Origin of the sequence: Burkholderia sp. NFPP32 (genome assembly GCF_900119325.1) — a bacterium.
GTDB classification, from domain to species: Bacteria; Pseudomonadota; Gammaproteobacteria; order Burkholderiales; family Burkholderiaceae; genus Burkholderia; species Burkholderia pyrrocinia_C.
Genome location: NZ_FPJP01000014.1, coordinates 192,223 through 209,426 on the forward strand (window position 1 = coordinate 192,223; position 17,204 = coordinate 209,426).

Genomic DNA, 17,204 nt, shown 5'->3' on the forward strand with positions numbered 1-17,204 from the left:
GGATGACGAAGGTTCAACCCGACTGGCTCGCGCTCGCGACGCGTTTCGCGCAGCTGCCCGACGCGCAGCGCGCGGTCTTCATCGACAAGCTCGGCGCGGCCGGCATCGACTTCCGCGTGCTGCCGATCCCGCCGCGCACGCCGCGCGGCGATCGCGTGCAGGCGTCGTTCGCGCAGACGCGGCTGTGGCTGCATGCACGGCTGATCGATGCGCCCGACGCGTATCACATCACCGAGCGCCTGGCGCTGACGGGTTCGCTCGACACGCATGCGCTGCGTCTTGCCTGCGACGCGCTGATCGCGCGCCATGAAGCGCTGCGCACGACTTTCGACGAAGCGCAGGACGGTGTTGCGCAAACGATCCATGCGCCGCTGCGTTGCCCGTGGCGCGAAACCGATCTCGAAGCGTTGCCGGACGCACAGCGCACCGCGCGAGCGGAGGCCGTCGCGACGGCCGACGAAGCCGAACCGTTCGATCTCGGTGCGGCGCCGCTCGTGCGCGCGCACCTGGTCCGCTTCGACGCGACGCATCACTGGCTCGCGTTGACCGTGCACCACATCGTGTCGGACGGCTGGTCGTCGGGCGTGATGCTGGAAGAGCTCGCGGCGTTCTACCGCGCGTATGCGTCCGACCAGCCGGTGCCGCTCGCGCCGCTGCCGATCCAGTACGCCGACTATGCGCTGTGGCAGCGCCGCTGGCTCGACGCCGGCGAACGCGATCGCCAGCTCGCGTTTTGGCGCGAACGGCTCGATCCGCAGCGCGGCGTGCTGACGCTGCCGGGTGCGGCCGCACGGCCGGCCCGCCGCAGTGCGCGCGGCGCGCGTCATGTGTTTTCGCTCGACGCGCGCGTCGGCGCGCAACTGCGTGCGTTCGCGGCCGTGTCGGGCGCGACGCCGTTCGCGGTGCTGCTCGCCGCGCTCGATGTGCTGCTCGCGCGCGCGACCGGCGATGCGCGGATCTGCGTCGGCGTGCCGGCCGCGAACCGCGAACGCGCGGAAGTCGCCGGCCTGATCGGCTTCTTCGTCAACACGCTGGCAATCGACGTGGACGTGCCTGCACACGGCGATTTCTCGTCGCTGGTCGCGCGCACGCAGCGCGCGCTCGTCGACGCGCAGATGCACCAGGACGTGCCGTTCGAGCAGGTGGTCGATGCGCTCGGCGTGCCGCGCAGCGCGAGCCACCATCCGCTGTTCCAGGTGATGGCCGCGTATGGCGAGCGTCGCGCGCTGCCGGCGCTCGGCGCGGCGACGGCCGCGTTGCTGCCGTCCGGCACGCCGTCCGCGAAATTCGATCTCACGCTCGCCGTCGAGGCAACGCCCGACGGTACGTTCGACGCCGCGGTCATCTACGCGCTCGACCTGTTCGATGCCGACGCGATCGCACGGCTGGCCGCGCGCTTCGTCACGCTGCTCGCCGATGCGCTCGCGCGGCCCGACCTGCCGGTCGGCGATCTCGACTGGCTGCCCGCCGGCGAGCGCGCACAGCTCTTTGCGTGGAACGTGCCGGCGGGCGCGACCGAAGCCGAACCGTTCGTGCCCGTGCATGCGCGCATCGCCGCGCATGCGCATTCGCGGCCCGATGCACGCGGCGTTGCCGATATCGATCGTGCACTGACGCGCGGCGAAGTCGATGCACGCGCGGCGCGCCTCGCGCGTCATCTCGTGGCGGCAGGCGTGCGGCCCGAGATGCGCGTCGGCGTCGCTTTGCAGCGCTCGGTCGACCTGCTCGTGGCGCTGATCGCGGTGCTGAAGTCCGGCGCCGCGTTCGTGCCGCTCGATCCGGCCCATCCGCGCGAACGGCTCGCGCAGATCGTCGGCGACGCGAGCATCGCGCACGTGCTGACCGATGGTTCAAGCGCCGCGTCGTTGCCCGAGCTGCCGGAACTGCGCGTGTGGCGCGCCGATGAAATCGATGCGCTCGACGAAGCCGCGGACGTCGCGCTGCCCGATGTGCTGCCGGGCCATGCGGCCTACGCGATCTACACGTCGGGCTCGACCGGCAAGCCGAAGGGCGTGATCGTCGACCATGCGTCGTTCGCGCTGCACTGCGCGGCGATTGCCGAGCGCTACGGCGCGGGCGAGAACGACGTGTTCCTGCTGTTCCAGTCGGTCAACTTCGACGGCGCGCACGAAGGCTGGTTTTCGCAATACATGTCGGGCGCCGCCGTGTCGGTGACGGCCGACGTGCTGTGGCCGCCCGCGCAGACCTGCGCGATGATGGTCCGCGACGGCGTGACGATGACCTACGTGCCGCCCGGCTGCGCCGCGCAGCTCGCCGAATGGGCGCTCGCGCACGGCGCACCGCCGACGCTGCGTTCGCTGACCGTCGGCGGCGAAGCGACGTCGCGCGAGGCGTTCGCGATGCTGCGCCGCGCGCTGCCGAACGTGCGCGTGGTCAACGGCTACGGCCCGACCGAGACGGTCATCACGCCGACGCTGTGGATGTTCCGGCCCGGCGACGATCTCGCGAAGCTCGGCGACGCCGCATATCTGCCGATCGGCACGCTGGTCGGCGCGCGTACCGCACACGTGCTCGACGAGCGGCTGCATCCGCTGCCGGTCGGCGTGATCGGCGAACTGTATCTGGGCGGCGAGGGGATCGGCGTCGCACGCGGTTATCTCGACCGCCCGGCGCTGACCGCCGAGCGCTTCGTGCCCGATCCGTACGGCGCGGCGGGCGCGCGCCTGTACCGCACCGGCGACCTCGTGCGGCGCCGCGCGGACGGCGTGTTCGACTTCATCGGCCGCGTCGATCATCAGGTGAAGCTGCGCGGGCTGCGCATCGAACTCGGCGAAATCGAGGCGCAGCTTGCCGCGCACGATGCGGTGCGCGAAGCGTGCGCGGTCGTGCACGGGCAGGGCGCGCTTGCGCAGCTCGTCGCGTATGTCGAACTGACCGCCGACGCACAGGCGGCCGCGCATCCCGTCGAAGCCGCGACGCTCGACGCGCACCTGCGCCGCACGCTGCCCGACTACATGGTGCCCGCGCAACTGATCGTGCTCGACGCGTTGCCGCGCAACGCGAACAGCAAGGTCGACCGGGCGAGGCTGCCGGCGCCCGTGCGCGTCGAACGTGCGTACGAGGCGCCGCGCGACGGCGATGAAACCGCGCTCGCGGCGATCTGGTGCGACGTGCTGAATCTCGAGCGCGTCGGCCGCGGCGATCACTTCTTCGATCTCGGCGGTCATTCGCTCGCCGCCGTGCGCGTCGCGACGCGCGTGGCCGAACGGCTCGGCCGCGACGTGCCGGTGCGCGCGCTGTTCGAGGCACCCGTGCTCGCGCAGTACGCGCTGCAGGTGGCCGACGCGCCGCGCGCCGCGCATGCCGGCGCCGCGGCGCCGGGCGTCGCGGTGGCCAAACCCGATGCGAACGGCGTGTGGCCGCTATCGCCCGCGCAGCTCGGCCTGTGGTTCCTGTGGCGCGCGCAGCCGGACAGCGCCGCGTACAACATCCCGGTCGCGCTGCGCGTGCGCGGCCCGCTCGACATCGATGCGCTGCGAGCCGCGTTTTCGTATACGGCGGCCGTGCATCCGGCGCTGCGCGCGCGGCTCGTCGCTCGCGACGGCGCGCTGCCGGGCCAGCGGATCGACACGACAGCGCCGGTTGCGCTGCCGGTCGTCGACTTGTCGGCGCAACCCGATGCGCTTGCCCGCGCGGCGGCGTTGACCGACGAGGATGCCCTCACGCCATTCGACCTCATCGCCGATACGCCGCTGTGGCGTGCACGCGTGCTGCGGCTCGGCGCGGACGACCACGTGCTGTCGGTGACGATCCATCACATCGTGTCGGATGGCGAATCGATCGAACTGTGGCTCGATGCCGTTCGTGCACGCTACGTCACCCGCGTGCGCGGCGACGCCGTGCCGGTCGACGAAGCCGTCCAACTGGCCGCCCAACTGGTCGTACCGCTCGTGCTGCCCGCACCGTGCCATCCGGCCCGCGTCGCGTACTGGCGTGACGCGCTGGCCGAGCTGCCGTCGCGCGTGCTGCCGCAGCGCGCGGACGCGCCGGCCGTGCCGCAATGGCGCGCGGCACGCATCGCGTTCGAATTCGACGCGTCGCTGATTCGCGCCGCACGCGACGCCGCGTCGGCCGCGCACGCGACGCTGCCGATGCTGCTGCACGCGGCGCTCAACACCGCGCTGTTCCGCGCGACGGGCGCGGCCGACCAGCCGGTCGGCGTGCTCGCGTCGACGCGCGAGCTGACGGGCGATGCGGCACGCGCTGCGCTCGGCCTCTTCATCAATTCGGTCGTCGTGCGCACGCGGATCGACCCGGCCGTGCGCCGTGCGGACGTGCTCGCCCAGGTGCGCGACACGGCGCTGGCCGCGTATGCGCATGCCGACGTGCCGTTCGCCGACGTCGTCGCGGCGCTGCGCGCGCCGCGTGCTGCGCAGGCCAATCCGTTGTTCCAGGTGATGTTCAACTACCTGCGCCCGACGGGTGCGGCCGCGCGCGACTGGGCCGGCCTGTCGCTTGCCGAATTCGGCGACGTGCGCCATCGCGTCGTGTTCACGCTGGAGCTGGACGTCGTCGAGCATCCGGACGGCCGAGTGAGCGCCGCGTTCTCGTATGCGGACGAACTGCTCGACCGCGGTTTCGTCGATGCGCTCGTCGATCTCTATCACGACGAAGTCGCGCGTTTTGCCGGCGCGTCGGAGGCGGCGCTTGGCGCACCCGATACGCGTGCCGTCGCGCAGTCGGACTTCATTGCACGAGCAAGCGGGGAAACACCGGCCGACGCGCCGTCGCACGCGGCTGCTGTGCTCGCGGCGCTGTGGTCGGACACATTCGCGACGGCCGCACCCGAGCCTGGCGCGGACCTGTTCGAAGCCGGCGCAACGTCGTTCGACGTCGTGCGCTTCGTCGACGCGGCCGGCCGCGCCGGTCACGCGCTGACGGTTGCCGACGTGTTCGCGTCGCCGACGCTCGCCGCACTCGGCGCACGGCTCGATGCACGCGCGGAAACAGGACAGGAGGAACGCCATGCTGGCTGAAGTGCGTCCCGACGGTTTCACGATGCCCGATACGTGCCGCCTCGCATTCGCGGACGGGCTGTTCGCCGCGCGCGACGGCACGGAGATCCGCGTCGCGCAGGGCCACGGCATCGGCGCGCAGTTGCTGCGCGCGCAACTCGCCGACGACGGCACGCTGCGCCTCGTCGCGTACAACCATCGCGCGGCGCCGGCCGACCAGCGGCGCGCGCTGCTGGCCGCGTTGTCCGCGGCGTTTTCGGACGGCGCGCACCATGCGGCGATCCGGCTCGACCCGGCCGCGTGGCCGGCGGTCGCGCTCGACGCGCTGCGCGCGAGCGGCGTGCTCGCCGACGGCGGCCGCTGCATGCGCGACGGCTGGGCGCAGCAGGCCGATCTGTGGCTCGTCGGTACGCACCTGCCGTGCGCGACGCTGCCGATGCTCACCGACGGCCGGCGTCATCCGCGCCGGCCGCCGGCGCCGCGCGGCGACGTCTACGCGCGCGACCTGCCGGCGCTCGGCGTGCGCTTCACGCTGCGCGGCTGGCAGCCGGCGGAAGACACCGTGCGGCTCGCGCGCTGGTTCGACGAGCCGCGCGTGCGCGACGGCTGGCCGGGCGCGCAGCCCGGCGCGGACAGCGCGCAAGGGGCCGCACCCGACGCCGATCCGCACGTGACGCCGCTCGTCGGCTGCTTCGACGGCGAGCCGTTCGCGTACTTCGAGGCGTTCTGGCTGAAGGAAGACGCGCTCGCGCCGCACGTCGCGGCGCGCGACTACGACCGCGGGCTGCGGATGCTGGTCGGCGAATCGCGCTGGCGCGGCCCGCATTGCGTGGCGGGCTGGCTGCCGTCCGTCGTTCATTACCTGTTTCTCGACGATCCGCGTACCGAAGCGGTCGGCTGTGCCGTTCCGGCCGGCCACGCGCGGGTTGCCGACCATCTCGCGCGGCATGGCTTCGCGCGGCAGCGCCGTCTCGCGCTGGCCGACGCGCAGCCGCTGTGGATGCGCACGCTGCGCGAGACGTTCTTCTCCGGCCGTCACGTCTGACGGGCCGGATTCACCGACAAGGGAGCTGAGACATGCAGAGAGAAACCGTTTTCGACCTGATCGGCGTCGGCTTCGGGCCGTCGAATCTGGCGCTGGCCATTCGCCTCGCGGAGCGCGCCGGCGCACGCACGTTCGCCCATTGCTTCGTCGAGCGCCAGCCGGAATTCGGCTGGCATCGCGGGATGCTGCTCGACGACTGCAGGATGCAGATCTCGTTTCTGAAGGATCTCGTCACGATGCGCGATCCGAAAAGCCGCTACACGTTCATCAACTACCTGTTCGAACGCGGCCGCCTGAACGAATTCGTCAACCTGAAGAACTTCTATCCGACCCGCGTCGAATTCCACGACTACCTGAGCTGGGTCGCCGATGCATTCGACGACCGCGTCCATTACAGCGAGACCGTGCTGGCGATCGAGCCGGTGCGCGGCGACGGCGCGCGGATCGACGCGCTGCGCGTGCTGTCGCGCGATGCCGCGGGCCGCGAGCGCCAGCGCGTCACGCGCGCGCTGTCGGTCGGCGTCGGCGGCACGCCGGCGATTCCGGATGCGTTCGCCGCGCTCGGCCGCGACCGCGTGATCCATTCGTCGTCGTATCTGACCGATATCGACCGGCTCGTCGCGTCGCCGGACGGCGAGCGCCGGCGCGTCGCGGTGATCGGCGCGGGGCAGAGCGCGGCCGAGGTGTTCATCGACCTCGCGCGCCGCTTCCCGCATGTCGACGCGAGCCTCGTGATGCGCGCAGGTGCGCTGAAGCCGGCCGACGACAGCCCGTTCGTCAACGAGATCTTCAGCCCCGAGTTCACCGACGTCGTTTATGCGCAGCCGCACGACGCGCGCCGCGCGCTGCTCGAGCGCTATCGCGATACCAACTACGCGGTGGTCGACCGGCCGCTGATCGAGCAGATCTACGAAATGCTGTACCTGCAGCGCATCGAGGGCACGCCGCGTCATGCGCTGCTCGCGAACAGCGCGATCGAGGCCGCGGTGCGCACCGCCGACGGCCGCATCGAGCTGACGCTGCGCGACCGGATGAGCGGCGCGACGCGCGTCGAGCGCTTCGACGCGCTCGTGCTCGCGACCGGCTATCGCCGCGATACGCATTCCGCGCTGCTCGAAGGGCTCGCGCCGCACCTGGGCGATGCGCTCACGCGCGGCGACGTGACGCGCGACTACCTGCTCGCGACGCCTGAGCACTTCGCGCCGCGCATCTACCTGCAAGGCTGCTGCGAAGACAGCCACGGATTGTCCGACACGCTGCTGTCGGTACTGGCGCGTCGCGCGGACGAGATCTGCGCGTCGCTCGAAGACGGGATCGCGCCCGGCCATGACGATGGCGCGGCCCGGGAGTCGCACGAAAAACGACACGAAAACGGGGTGAGCGCGGGCCGGATGGCTTTCGCTCTTTGACAAAGGCGCGGTCGGAAACCGCATGAAACAAGTGGAGCAGAGAAAGATGGAGTGGGCAACAGGCACGCGTTTGCGTGCGATCGCAGCCGCGGCGAGCGTGGCGTTCGGTGCGGCTGCGGCGGGGCAGGCTTACGCCCAGACGGCACCCGCCGTAAACGCTGGCGCCGCGGCGTCGGCCAGCAGTGCGCAGAACGGCACGCCGAATAGCACGCCGAATGGCACGCTGCCGGCGATCACCGTCAACGCGGCTTCGGAAGGCGACGGCACGGTCGGGCTCGTCGCGAAGCGCAGCAGGACCGGCACGAAGACCGACACGCCGATCAACGAGATCCCGCAGACGATCAACGTCGTCACCGCGCAGCAGATCGAGATGACCGGCGCGACCGACGTGAACGCGGCGCTGCGCTACGTGCCGGGCTTCTCGTCGTACGGTTCGGACAACCGTTCGGACTGGTACGCGGCGCTGCGCGGCTTCACGCCGACCGCCTACGTGAACGGGCTGCAGGTGCCGAACACGATCAACCTCGCGAGCTGGCGCGTCGATCCGTACATGATCGACAGCATCACCGTGCTGCGCGGGCCGACCTCGGTGCTGTACGGCGCGGGCGACCCCGGCGCGATCATCGACGTGCAGACCAAGCTCGCCGACGGCGAGCGCGTGCGCGAAGCCGGTGTGCAGATCGGCAACTACGCGCGCAAGCAGTTCATGATCGACGTCGGCGACAAGCTCGATGCGGACGGCAAGTACGCGTACCGGTTCGTCGGCGTCGCGCGCGACGGCAATGCGCTGACCGGCCCGAACAACGACCAGCGCGTCGCGCTCGCGCCGTCGTTCCGCTGGCGCCCGAACGCGGATACGTCGCTGACGCTGTCCGCGACCTACCTGCAGGACTGGGGCGACATCTCGTCGAACTTCCTGCCGGCGGTGGGCACCGTGCTGCCGAACCCGAACGGGCAGATCAACAAGGACGTGTACGAAGGCGACCCGAACTTCAACTACTACCGCAAGAAGCAGTGGTCGGTCGGTTACCAGTTCGAGCAGAACCTGAGTTCGGCGTGGAAGTTCCGTCAGAACGTGCGCCTGATGCACCTGTCGCTCGACAACGGCTCGGTGTTCGGCAACGGCTTCGTCGAGGGCAGCACGACCGACGTGTCGCGCTGGGCCGGCGTGTTCCAGATGAACTACAGCCGCTTCGACATCGACAACAACGTGGAAGGCCGCTTCGCGACGGGCCCGCTCCAGCACACGCTGCTGCTCGGCTTCCAGTACAACCGCCAGACCGCGACCGACAGCGAATGGCTCGCCGCGGCGCCGCCGCTGAACATCTACAACCCGGTCTACCTGCCGGTCACGACGGCGGTGTTCACGCCCGACTCGACGATCCGCACCAACACGTACACGACGATGAACACGTTCGGGCTGTACGCGCAGGACCAGATCAAATGGAACCGCTGGACGCTGACGCTCGGCGGCCGCGAGGACTGGGTCAACATGCGGATGGACGACCGCGCGGGCGGCACGTCGACGAAGGCGGACGTGACGGCGTTCACCGGCCGCGTCGGCCTCACGTACCAGGGCGACTACGGGCTGTCGCCGTACGTCAGCTACGCGACGTCGTTCAATCCGCTGATCGGCGTGAACCTGCTCGGCGGCGGGCTGCCGCAGCCGACCCGCGGCAAGCAGATCGAGGCCGGCCTGCGCTGGCAGCCGCCCGGCAAGAACCTGATGCTGAACGCGGCGATCTACCAGATCAACCAGACCAACGGGATCACGCCGGCGCTGCCGAGTCAGGACACGACCGGTACGAAGTCGGTGCAAACCGGTGAAGTGCGTTCGCGCGGGATCGAGCTGAGCGCGACCGGCAAGGTCACGCGGAACCTGTCGCTGATCGCGTCGTACGTGTACCAGGACGTGAAGAACGTGAAGGCGAACGACGTATCGCTGAACAACTGGCCGGTCGACATTCCGCGGCCGCGCCAGATGGCGTCGATGTGGGCCGACTGGACGTGGCACACGGGGCCGCTCGCGGGCTTCGGCCTCGGCGGCGGCGTGCGCTACCAGAGCGCGTCGGCCGGTGCGGCCGACAACTCGCTGACGGTGTCGAGCGTCACGCTGTTCGACGCGGGCGTGCATTACGACACGCGTAACTGGCGCTTTGCCGTGAACGGGACGAACCTGGCCAACCGCCACTACATCAGCGGCTGCCAGTCGGCCAACGTCTGCGTTTTCGGCACCGACCGCACGGTGATCGCGACCGCGAAATACAACTGGTGACGTTGCGCGCCGCGGCCCGCCGGCCGGCCTTCGTGGCCGGCGCGGGCCGGCCGCGGCGCCTTCGTCCGCTTTTTCCACGACGCATCCATGCCGAAGAAAAATCTCGTCTACATCCAGTCGCTGCGCAACGGCGCGGCCGATCGCGCCGGCCAGCCGGTCGCTTATCAGGGCGGCACGCGCTACATGAAGGCGCCGCTCGAATTCCTCGTCGAGCGCCTGAACGACTCGCCGCTCGGCGAGCGCTACACGCTCAAGGGCGTGATCGTCGACGACGACGACGGTTCGCCGGCCGACCGCGCGAAGGTGGCCGACTACGGCTTCGCGCGCACGCCGGGCCGGCCGTGGATCCTGCCGGAAGGGTTGACGGTGCAGGGCCGGCCGGTCGACGAACTGTTCTGCTCGATTCCGTCGACGTACCGGCGGCTGCCGCGCGACGCGCGCGAACGGGTGGCAGGCAAACAGGCGTTCGAGCGCCGCCTGCTCGAACGCCTGCTCGAACTCGACGCCGACGTCGTCGTGCTCGACGGGCTGCTCGTGATCCTCGACGAACTCGTGCGGCCCGGTGCGCGCTTTCACCGACGCATCGCGAACATCCACCCGGGCATCACGGCCGACGATTCGCCGTACCAGCGGCGCGGCGCGTGGGCGACGCTCGACGCGCTGCACGGCGCGCGCGGCGAACGGGTCGACTGGGCGAGCGGCGCGACGTCGTCGGTCGAACCCGTGACGATGACGGGCGCGTCGTTCCACTACGTCGACAACGGCATCGATTCCGGCGAGGTGATCTGCGACGTGCTTGACACGCCGATCGCGCCGGACGACACGATTCTCGAACTGCGCTGGAACAACTTCCAGCGCAGCCTGTTTCCGGCGCTCGAGCGGGGGCTTCACGTGCTCGCCGACCGCCACGACGCGGGAGCACTGTGATGGAAGACACGCTGACGAAACCGGCCGGCGCCGCGGATGCCGTCGAAGGCGAGGTGGCGGCCGCGCTCGACGGCGCCGCGCATGGCCAGGCGACGCAGGTCGCCGAGCACACGCTCGACGCATGGCATCCCGACGACTCGCCGGACTGGCTGCTCGCGGCGTTCGTCCCGTTGTTCAACACCGACACGCGGTACGACGCGGCAACGATCTCGGTGCCGCTCGGTGGCGCCAGTGCGGCGACCGTCGCGTCGTACGTGGCGCGCGCGGTGCGCGAGGGCGTGATCGACGGCGCGCAGGTCGCCGGCGACACGCTGCGCCTGAACGTGTCGCGCACGACGTTCTGGCAGAACCCGCGGCCGTGGCTGAGGGCGCCCGCGTCGAGCGGGATGCCGCTGCGCTACGCGATCACGAACGGCCACCGTCATCCGGTGCGGCCGCCGTCGCCGGCCGGCGAGATCTACGCGCGCACCATGCCGCAAGTCGGGATGACGTTCAGCCTGCGCACCGTCGATATCGATGCGCACGCGGACCTGTTCAGCGGCTGGATGAATCTCGATCGCGTCGCGCAGTTCTGGGACCAGCGCGGTACGCGCGACGAGCATGCGGCGTATCTCGCCGAGCGGCTCGCCGATCCGCACATGCACCCGATGATCGGCTATTTCGACGACACGCCGTTCGGCTATTTCGAGTTCTACTGGGCGAAGGAGGACCGCCTCGCGCCGTTCTACGACGCGCACGACTACGATCGCGGGCTGCACCTGCTGATCGGCGACTCGCGCTTCCAGAGCGCGGGCAAGCTGCATGCGTGGTGGAGCGGGGTGCTGCACTACATGTTCGTCGACGAACCGCGCACGCAGCGGCTCGTCGGCGAGCCGCGCGTCGATCACGTGCGGCATATCGCGTACATGCACCGGCTCGGGTTCCATACGCTGAAGGAATTCGACTTCCCGCACAAGCGCGCGGCGCTCACCGTGATCGAGCGCGATACATTCTTCGACACTTTCCGGTTGCCGTGACGGGGTGGGCGCGCAGCGTCGGTGCGACGCTGCGCGCGGCCGTGCATCGCGCCTGCATTGGCCGTTCGGGATATGGACCGCGCGGCCTGCGTCGTGAAGAATGAATCGCTCTCATCATCGACGACAGGCCGACAGCATGGCAAAAACACCCGCGACAGCATGGGGCGCGACGTCCGATCCGCGTCCCCTGAAATTGACATATGCCGACATATGTCTAAAATGGGCGCATCGTACCCCCATGGAGTGGCTCATGCGCACCGTTTCCATTTTCAAGAACGCCCGTAACCAGGCAATCCGCATCCCGAAGGACATGGAGTTCGAGGGGGTGACGGAACTCGAGATCCGCCGCGAGGGCGACACGCTGCTGCTGCGCCCCGTGCGTCCCACGTGGCTGTCGTTCGCGAACGAACCGCTGGCCGACGCCGACTTCCTCGCCGAACGCCCGGCCGTCATCGAATCCGGTCGCTTCGACCTGTCCGGCGATGCCGGCGCGCCGACGGAGTCCGGCCGGTGACCACGCTTTACATGCTCGATACGAACATTTGTTCGTTCATCATGCGCGAGCGGCCGCCCATGGTGCTGTCCCGGTTGCAGTCGTGCGTCAACGCTCAGCACCGGATCGTCGTGTCGGCAATCACCTATGCCGAAATGCGGTTCGGGGCCGTGGGCAGGAAGGCGTCGCCGAAGCATGCGGAACTCGTGACGGCGTTTGTTTCGCGGCTGGATGGCGTGCTGTCGTGGGATACGGCGGCCGTCGACGCAACGGCCGCGATTCGCGCGGATCTCGCCGTGCGCGGCACGCCGATCGGCGCGAACGATGCGTCGATCGCCGGGCACGCGATCGCGGCCGGCGCGGTGCTCGTCACGAACAACGGCCGCGAATTCGGCCGTGTTGCCGGGTTGTCGCTCGAAGACTGGGCGGCCTGAGCGCAGTGCGGCGAAAGCGCGATGACGTTGCAGTTTCGCAGCGGCGCGTCACGCGTGCGGCGCGGGAGGATCGACGAGGAATGCGTTGCGGAACGCGTCGAGATACCGGTCGGCGTCATCGATGAATTCGCCCGGCAACTGCGCGAACGCGCGTGCCAGCAGATCCTGGCCGAGCGCCGTGTAGGTCGCTGCGTCGGACAACAGCGCGCGGATGGCGTCGCGCGTGTGCGGCGAAGCAATCCGCTTCGCATCCCGCGCGAGCAGCGCGGCGGCGGCGAGGCCCGGCTGGAACGCATGCGTCTCGAGCAGGTCCGGCGCGGCCTCCCAGATGCGCTCGCGATTGCCTGCGTCGTGATAATTGCGCAGCAGGAACAGCAGGTCGTACGCGTCGCTGTTCTGGCGCGCGCGCCGGTCCTTCCATGCGAGCAACTTCAGCAGCGCGAGCGCCGGCAGGCTGGCCACCGGCACCACGGTGCGCGCGTCGATCGACACCGGCAGCGCCGTGTCGACCGCCTCCTGGAACCCGAGCACGTTCAGCACGAATTCGCCGCCCGGCGGCCACGCGATCTCGCCCGGCGGCGTTTCGAGCGGCCCGAACGGCACGAGATCGAGCTCCGTGCGAAAACCGTGCGTTCCGCTTTCGAACAGCAGTTTCTGCTGCTGCTTCGGCGCGCGCGTGAATTGCCCGGTCGCGACGAGCGCATCGACGAGCTGTTCGTGGAACGGCCAGCTCACCGCGCACACCGCGACGTCGACGTCCCGCGTCGCACGCACCGGCCGGATGCCGTGGACATGCCACATCAGGATGTCGCGCGCGGTTGCGCCGGCGACGACGAACGCCGCGTCGAGGCGCGCGCAGGCGCTGCCGACCGCTTGCAGCAGCGCGACCGCCGCCGGCTCGAGCGGCCGGCGCGCATCGACTTCAAGCGGGCGGATGGGCGAGATATCGGTCATGGATCCGTTCGGCGGCGGCAAGATTGCGGCTGTCTCCGGACGAGACGAGATCCGCGTAGATCAGGAGCGGCGGCACGAGCGGCACATCCTGCTCGCGCCAGTCGAGCGCAGGCGAGCGCGGCCAGAACGCTTCGAGGATTTCGACGTCGCCGCGCTCGTCCGGACGCAGGCGGGCCTGGAGCAGCAGGCGGTTCGACACCGCGCCGTGCGTATAGACGGTGATCGCGGCCGGCTTGAGGTCGTGCGTCAGCAGGTCGGCCGCCGGCTCGCCGCCGAGCCGCGCATCGAACGACGCGAAATCGAAGCCGCGCCACCAGTCGGGTGCGAGGCCGGCAAACCGGCGGCTCGACAGTTTCGCGCGCAAGCGGCTCGGGTACAGCGCGACCCATTCCTGCACGAAGCGCGGCCAGTCGGGAATCAGGCGCTCGCCATTGCGGCGCTGCCCGACGAGGCCGCGCGCGATCAGATCGTCCATCGCGAGATTGACCGTGCCGAGCGCGACGCCCGACGCGGCGGCAATCGCCCGATACGGCTGCGCGACGAGGCCCGGCTGCGTCGCGAGTGCGAACATCACGGCCAGTCCCTTCGGCGTCGTCGCGCGCGACGCCTGCCGGCGCGGTGCGCGTGCGGGCTTCGGCCGGCCCGCGATCATCACGGTCGCCTCCGGCTGAATCAGGCATGCGTTGCCGGCGGTGTCGAGAAACGGGATGCCCTGGTCGGTCAGGCCGGCGGCCAGTTCGGCCGAAAGATGCGGCGCGATCAGCATCAGCGGCCGTTCGCCGGGCATCGGGGTAGCGCCGCCGCGGCGGCGCAATTCCGCGACTGCGCCCGGCAGCGATTCGATGCGCAGGATCACGGCGGCCGGCATCTCGAAGGCCTGCCCGGCAACGTCGAAGCGGATCATCGCGTCGGCACGCGCCTTATACGCGGCCGGCACGCGCATGGGCCGCGCCCTGAAGCGCCGGGTCGCGCGTTCGAACGCGGCGCAGGCTTCGTCGAGCACATGCTGTTCCGACATCGGGAGGGGGGCATTCTCGGGCATCAGGGGCGATCGCTTGTTCACTTCTTTGTCAGCGTACACAAAAAATGTACAAACGTCAAAAAGTGAACAAATATCCGTAATGCTTTGATGCATAGGAGTTATTTTTGATGTTTGAACGGTCATCGCCGGATCCTCATGCACGTTAATTCGATGCGGAGCGCACAGTTTCGCGTGTCCGGATCATCTGCGGCAGTCATCCGGATGGCCGGCTTGCGCTTGCCGCGCACCGCGCCCGCTACGGCAACTGCCAGTTGCTACCACGACGACTTTCCGTCTGCCCGGTTGCCGGTTAACCGAATATCCTTGCCTGCACATTCCCCACCGGACACAGGAGACGATACCGTGACGCACAGCGTGATTCCCGCAGGCCTTGCCGACGAAATGATCGAGATCCGGCACCGCATCCATGCTCATCCCGAACTGGGCTTCGAGGAATTCGCGACGAGCGACCTCGTCGCGGAGCAACTGCAGTCGTGGGGCTACACGGTGCATCGCGGGCTCGGCGGCACGGGCGTCGTCGCGCAGTTGAAGGTGGGCAACGGCATGCAGCGCCTTGGCCTGCGCGCCGACATGGACGCGCTGCCGATCCACGAGGCGACGGGCCTGCCGTACCAGAGCACGATCGCCGGCAAGATGCACGCGTGCGGCCACGACGGCCACACGGCGATGCTGCTTGCCGCCGCGAAGCATCTCGCCCGGGAGCGCCGCTTCTCCGGCACGCTGAACCTGATTTTCCAGCCGGCCGAGGAAGGGCTCGGCGGCGCGAAGAAGATGCTCGACGAAGGCTTGTTCGAGCTGTTCCCGTGCGACGCGATCTTCGCGATGCACAACATGCCGGGCTTCCCGACGGGCAAGTTCGGTTTTCTGCCGGGGCCGTTCATGGCGTCGTCGGATACCGTGGTCATCGACGTGCAGGGCCGCGGCGGCCACGGCGCCGTGCCGCACAAGGCGATTGATCCCGTCGTCGTGTGCGCGCAGATCGTGCTGGCGTTGCAGACGATCGTGTCGCGCAACGTGTCGCCGCTCGACATGGCGATCGTCACGGTCGGCGCGATCCACGCGGGCGACGCGCCGAACGTGATCCCCGATCGCGCGCAGATGCGCCTGTCGGTGCGCGCGCTGAAACCGGAGGTGCGCGACTTGCTCGAGATGCGGATCAAGGAAGTCGTGCACGCGCAGGCGGCCGTGTTCGGCGCGACTGCGACGATCGACTACCAGCGCCGCTACCCGGTGCTCGTCAACGACGCGGAGATGACCGCGTTCGCACGCAACGTCGCGCGCGAGTGGGTGGGCGATGCGAACCTGATCGACGGGATGGTGCCGCTTACCGGCAGCGAGGATTTCGCATTCCTGCTCGAGAAGCGGCCGGGCTGCTACTTGATCATCGGCAACGGCGACGGGGAGGGCGGCTGCATGGTGCACAACCCCGGTTACGACTTCAACGATGCTGCGTTGCCGACGGGCGCGTCGTACTGGGTCAAGCTGGCCGAGGCGTTCCTGGTTTGACGCAGCGGCGTGGCGACGCGGCGGTCACCGCACGGTATGCGCAAGCGCGGCCGCGTCCCCGAAATGGGACGCGCGCGGGCTGCAGTACTTTCCAAAACCGAAAGGAGCCTGGAGGAGCGGAGTACTTGGGGTTGGATGGTCGTTAAAGGGAACTGCATTTTAGGGTATGGGGAGTCTCGGTTGCGAGGGGAAGCTGTGACGGGCATAGCCCGTAGCGGTTCGCATCCTTGCGGGCTATGCGCGGCGTGCCCGAGCCAGGCTCCATACATCGGGGTAGCGAGGCCGGGTTTGGTCGGCGACCTTGCCCATCAGACGTTCCCGCGCCTGGCGAACCTGGCGGGCGGCTTCGACATCCGTGTGGCTGCGCGCGTGCTGCTTCAGTTGATCGATCGTGATGTCCTTGCGCAGGAAATCATCCACGTCGGGCAGGCTGGCTAGCTTCTCAAGCGGCGTCATCACATCTTCGGCTCGGTGAACGCGTCGCATGCGGCCCGGCTTCCTGGGATCAGGGACTTCGGTACCGAAAAGGCAGGGTCGGCGCATGTTCAAAAACGGATTAAGCAGATCTACGCAAAAGGCGTTGAACTGCTTCGCCCACTCGGCCGGTATATGCGCGTAGCCGAATTGCTTGCGCACGACATTGCCGTTCTTGGATTCGGCCAGGGCGTTGTCGTTACAGCGTCGTGGACGTGAGCGGGTGAACTCGATGAGTTGTTCCTTGAGCATCTTCGCGACCTCGTGATTGATGTACTCCGAACCGCCATCGCTGTGAAAGCCAAGAATACGGAATGGAAACTGGTCAATCATGTCGCGCAGTACCGGCAGCATGTGTTCCCGCTCCAACGATGGCACGGTCGCGACGACTTCCCACTGGGTTACGCAGTCGACGGCGTTGATGTGATACACGCCGCGCTGTTCGTCGATGTTGCCCTGATGAACGCTGTCGATGCGGATGAAGCCGGGGCGGTTCTCTGGCGCGGGAGCCCGGCGCACGGCGATTGCCGCGCCTCTGGGATTGGCCTGAGTCTTCGTGTAGACCGTGTGATGCAGACGATAAGCCTGCGAACGTCGCAGGTTGTACAGGTGAGAGGCTGAAAGGTGCTGCAGGCGCACGTAGCGCTCATCGT

Annotated in this window: 12 protein-coding genes; 9 read left to right on the plus strand and 3 right to left on the minus strand. The window is 69.1% G+C overall.

The features are described 5' to 3' along the window. Positions 1–2 precede the first annotated feature (2 nt). The 8 genes from BT264_RS24680 to BT264_RS24715 all read left to right on the plus strand — a co-directional run bounded on the left by BT264_RS24680 (position 3) and on the right by BT264_RS24715 (position 12,575). On the plus strand, positions 3–4,997 hold the full coding sequence (locus tag BT264_RS24680; RefSeq protein WP_072441441.1) for a non-ribosomal peptide synthetase: 4,995 nt from the start codon (positions 3–5) through the stop codon (positions 4,995–4,997). Beyond that, positions 4,987–6,021 carry a GNAT family N-acetyltransferase gene (locus BT264_RS24685; RefSeq protein WP_072441439.1) on the plus strand — a complete coding sequence of 345 codons (1,035 nt, stop codon included), beginning with the start codon at positions 4,987–4,989 and terminating at the stop codon, positions 6,019–6,021. Before BT264_RS24680 ends, BT264_RS24685 begins: the two co-directional genes overlap by 11 nt. A 32-nt stretch (positions 6,022–6,053) precedes the next feature. Continuing rightward, complete coding sequence (locus BT264_RS24690) at positions 6,054–7,430, plus strand: lysine N(6)-hydroxylase/L-ornithine N(5)-oxygenase family protein (RefSeq protein ID WP_072441437.1); 1,377 nt, start codon at positions 6,054–6,056, stop codon at positions 7,428–7,430. Positions 7,431–7,452: 22 nt separating this feature from the next. After that, positions 7,453–9,705: a TonB-dependent siderophore receptor gene (locus BT264_RS24695; protein ID WP_072441435.1), complete on the plus strand. Its 2,253-nt coding sequence runs from the start codon at positions 7,453–7,455 to the stop codon at positions 9,703–9,705. Between the two features lie 87 nt (positions 9,706–9,792). Continuing rightward, on the plus strand, positions 9,793–10,632 hold the full coding sequence (locus BT264_RS24700) for a formyltransferase family protein (protein WP_072441434.1): 840 nt from the start codon (positions 9,793–9,795) through the stop codon (positions 10,630–10,632). After that, the gene (locus BT264_RS24705) at positions 10,632–11,648 is read left to right on the plus strand and encodes a GNAT family N-acetyltransferase (protein WP_072441749.1); all 1,017 of its coding nucleotides are present in this window, start codon (positions 10,632–10,634) and stop codon (positions 11,646–11,648) included. Before BT264_RS24700 ends, BT264_RS24705 begins: the two co-directional genes overlap by 1 nt. Before the next feature lie 250 nt (positions 11,649–11,898). Beyond that, positions 11,899–12,162 (plus strand): type II toxin-antitoxin system VapB family antitoxin, encoded by a 264-nt coding sequence (gene vapB / locus BT264_RS24710; RefSeq protein WP_047901212.1) that lies wholly within the window; start codon positions 11,899–11,901, stop codon positions 12,160–12,162. Beyond that, positions 12,159–12,575 (plus strand): PIN domain-containing protein, encoded by a 417-nt coding sequence (locus BT264_RS24715; protein WP_083534192.1) that lies wholly within the window; start codon positions 12,159–12,161, stop codon positions 12,573–12,575. The genes vapB and BT264_RS24715 overlap by 4 nt, the downstream gene beginning before the upstream one ends. A gap of 48 nt (positions 12,576–12,623) precedes the next feature. Here BT264_RS24715 and BT264_RS24720 read toward each other — a convergent pair whose 3' ends face one another. Together BT264_RS24720 and BT264_RS24725 are read right to left on the minus strand one after the other, a co-directional pair. Then, positions 12,624–13,529, minus strand: a complete 906-nt coding sequence (locus BT264_RS24720; protein ID WP_072441430.1) for a nucleotidyl transferase AbiEii/AbiGii toxin family protein — start codon at positions 13,527–13,529, stop codon at positions 12,624–12,626. Beyond that, positions 13,498–14,571 (minus strand): type IV toxin-antitoxin system AbiEi family antitoxin, encoded by a 1,074-nt coding sequence (locus tag BT264_RS24725; RefSeq protein WP_072441427.1) that lies wholly within the window; start codon positions 14,569–14,571, stop codon positions 13,498–13,500. Before BT264_RS24725 ends, BT264_RS24720 begins: the two co-directional genes overlap by 32 nt. A 342-nt stretch (positions 14,572–14,913) precedes the next feature. On the opposite strand from BT264_RS24725, the gene BT264_RS24730 reads away from it, so the two are divergent. Beyond that, the gene (locus tag BT264_RS24730; protein ID WP_072441424.1) at positions 14,914–16,077 is read left to right on the plus strand and encodes a M20 aminoacylase family protein; all 1,164 of its coding nucleotides are present in this window, start codon (positions 14,914–14,916) and stop codon (positions 16,075–16,077) included. A gap of 234 nt (positions 16,078–16,311) precedes the next feature. Here BT264_RS24730 and BT264_RS24735 read toward each other — a convergent pair. After that, a partial coding sequence (locus BT264_RS24735; RefSeq protein WP_143155761.1) for an integrase catalytic domain-containing protein occupies positions 16,312–17,204 on the minus strand: 893 nt, incomplete at its 5' end.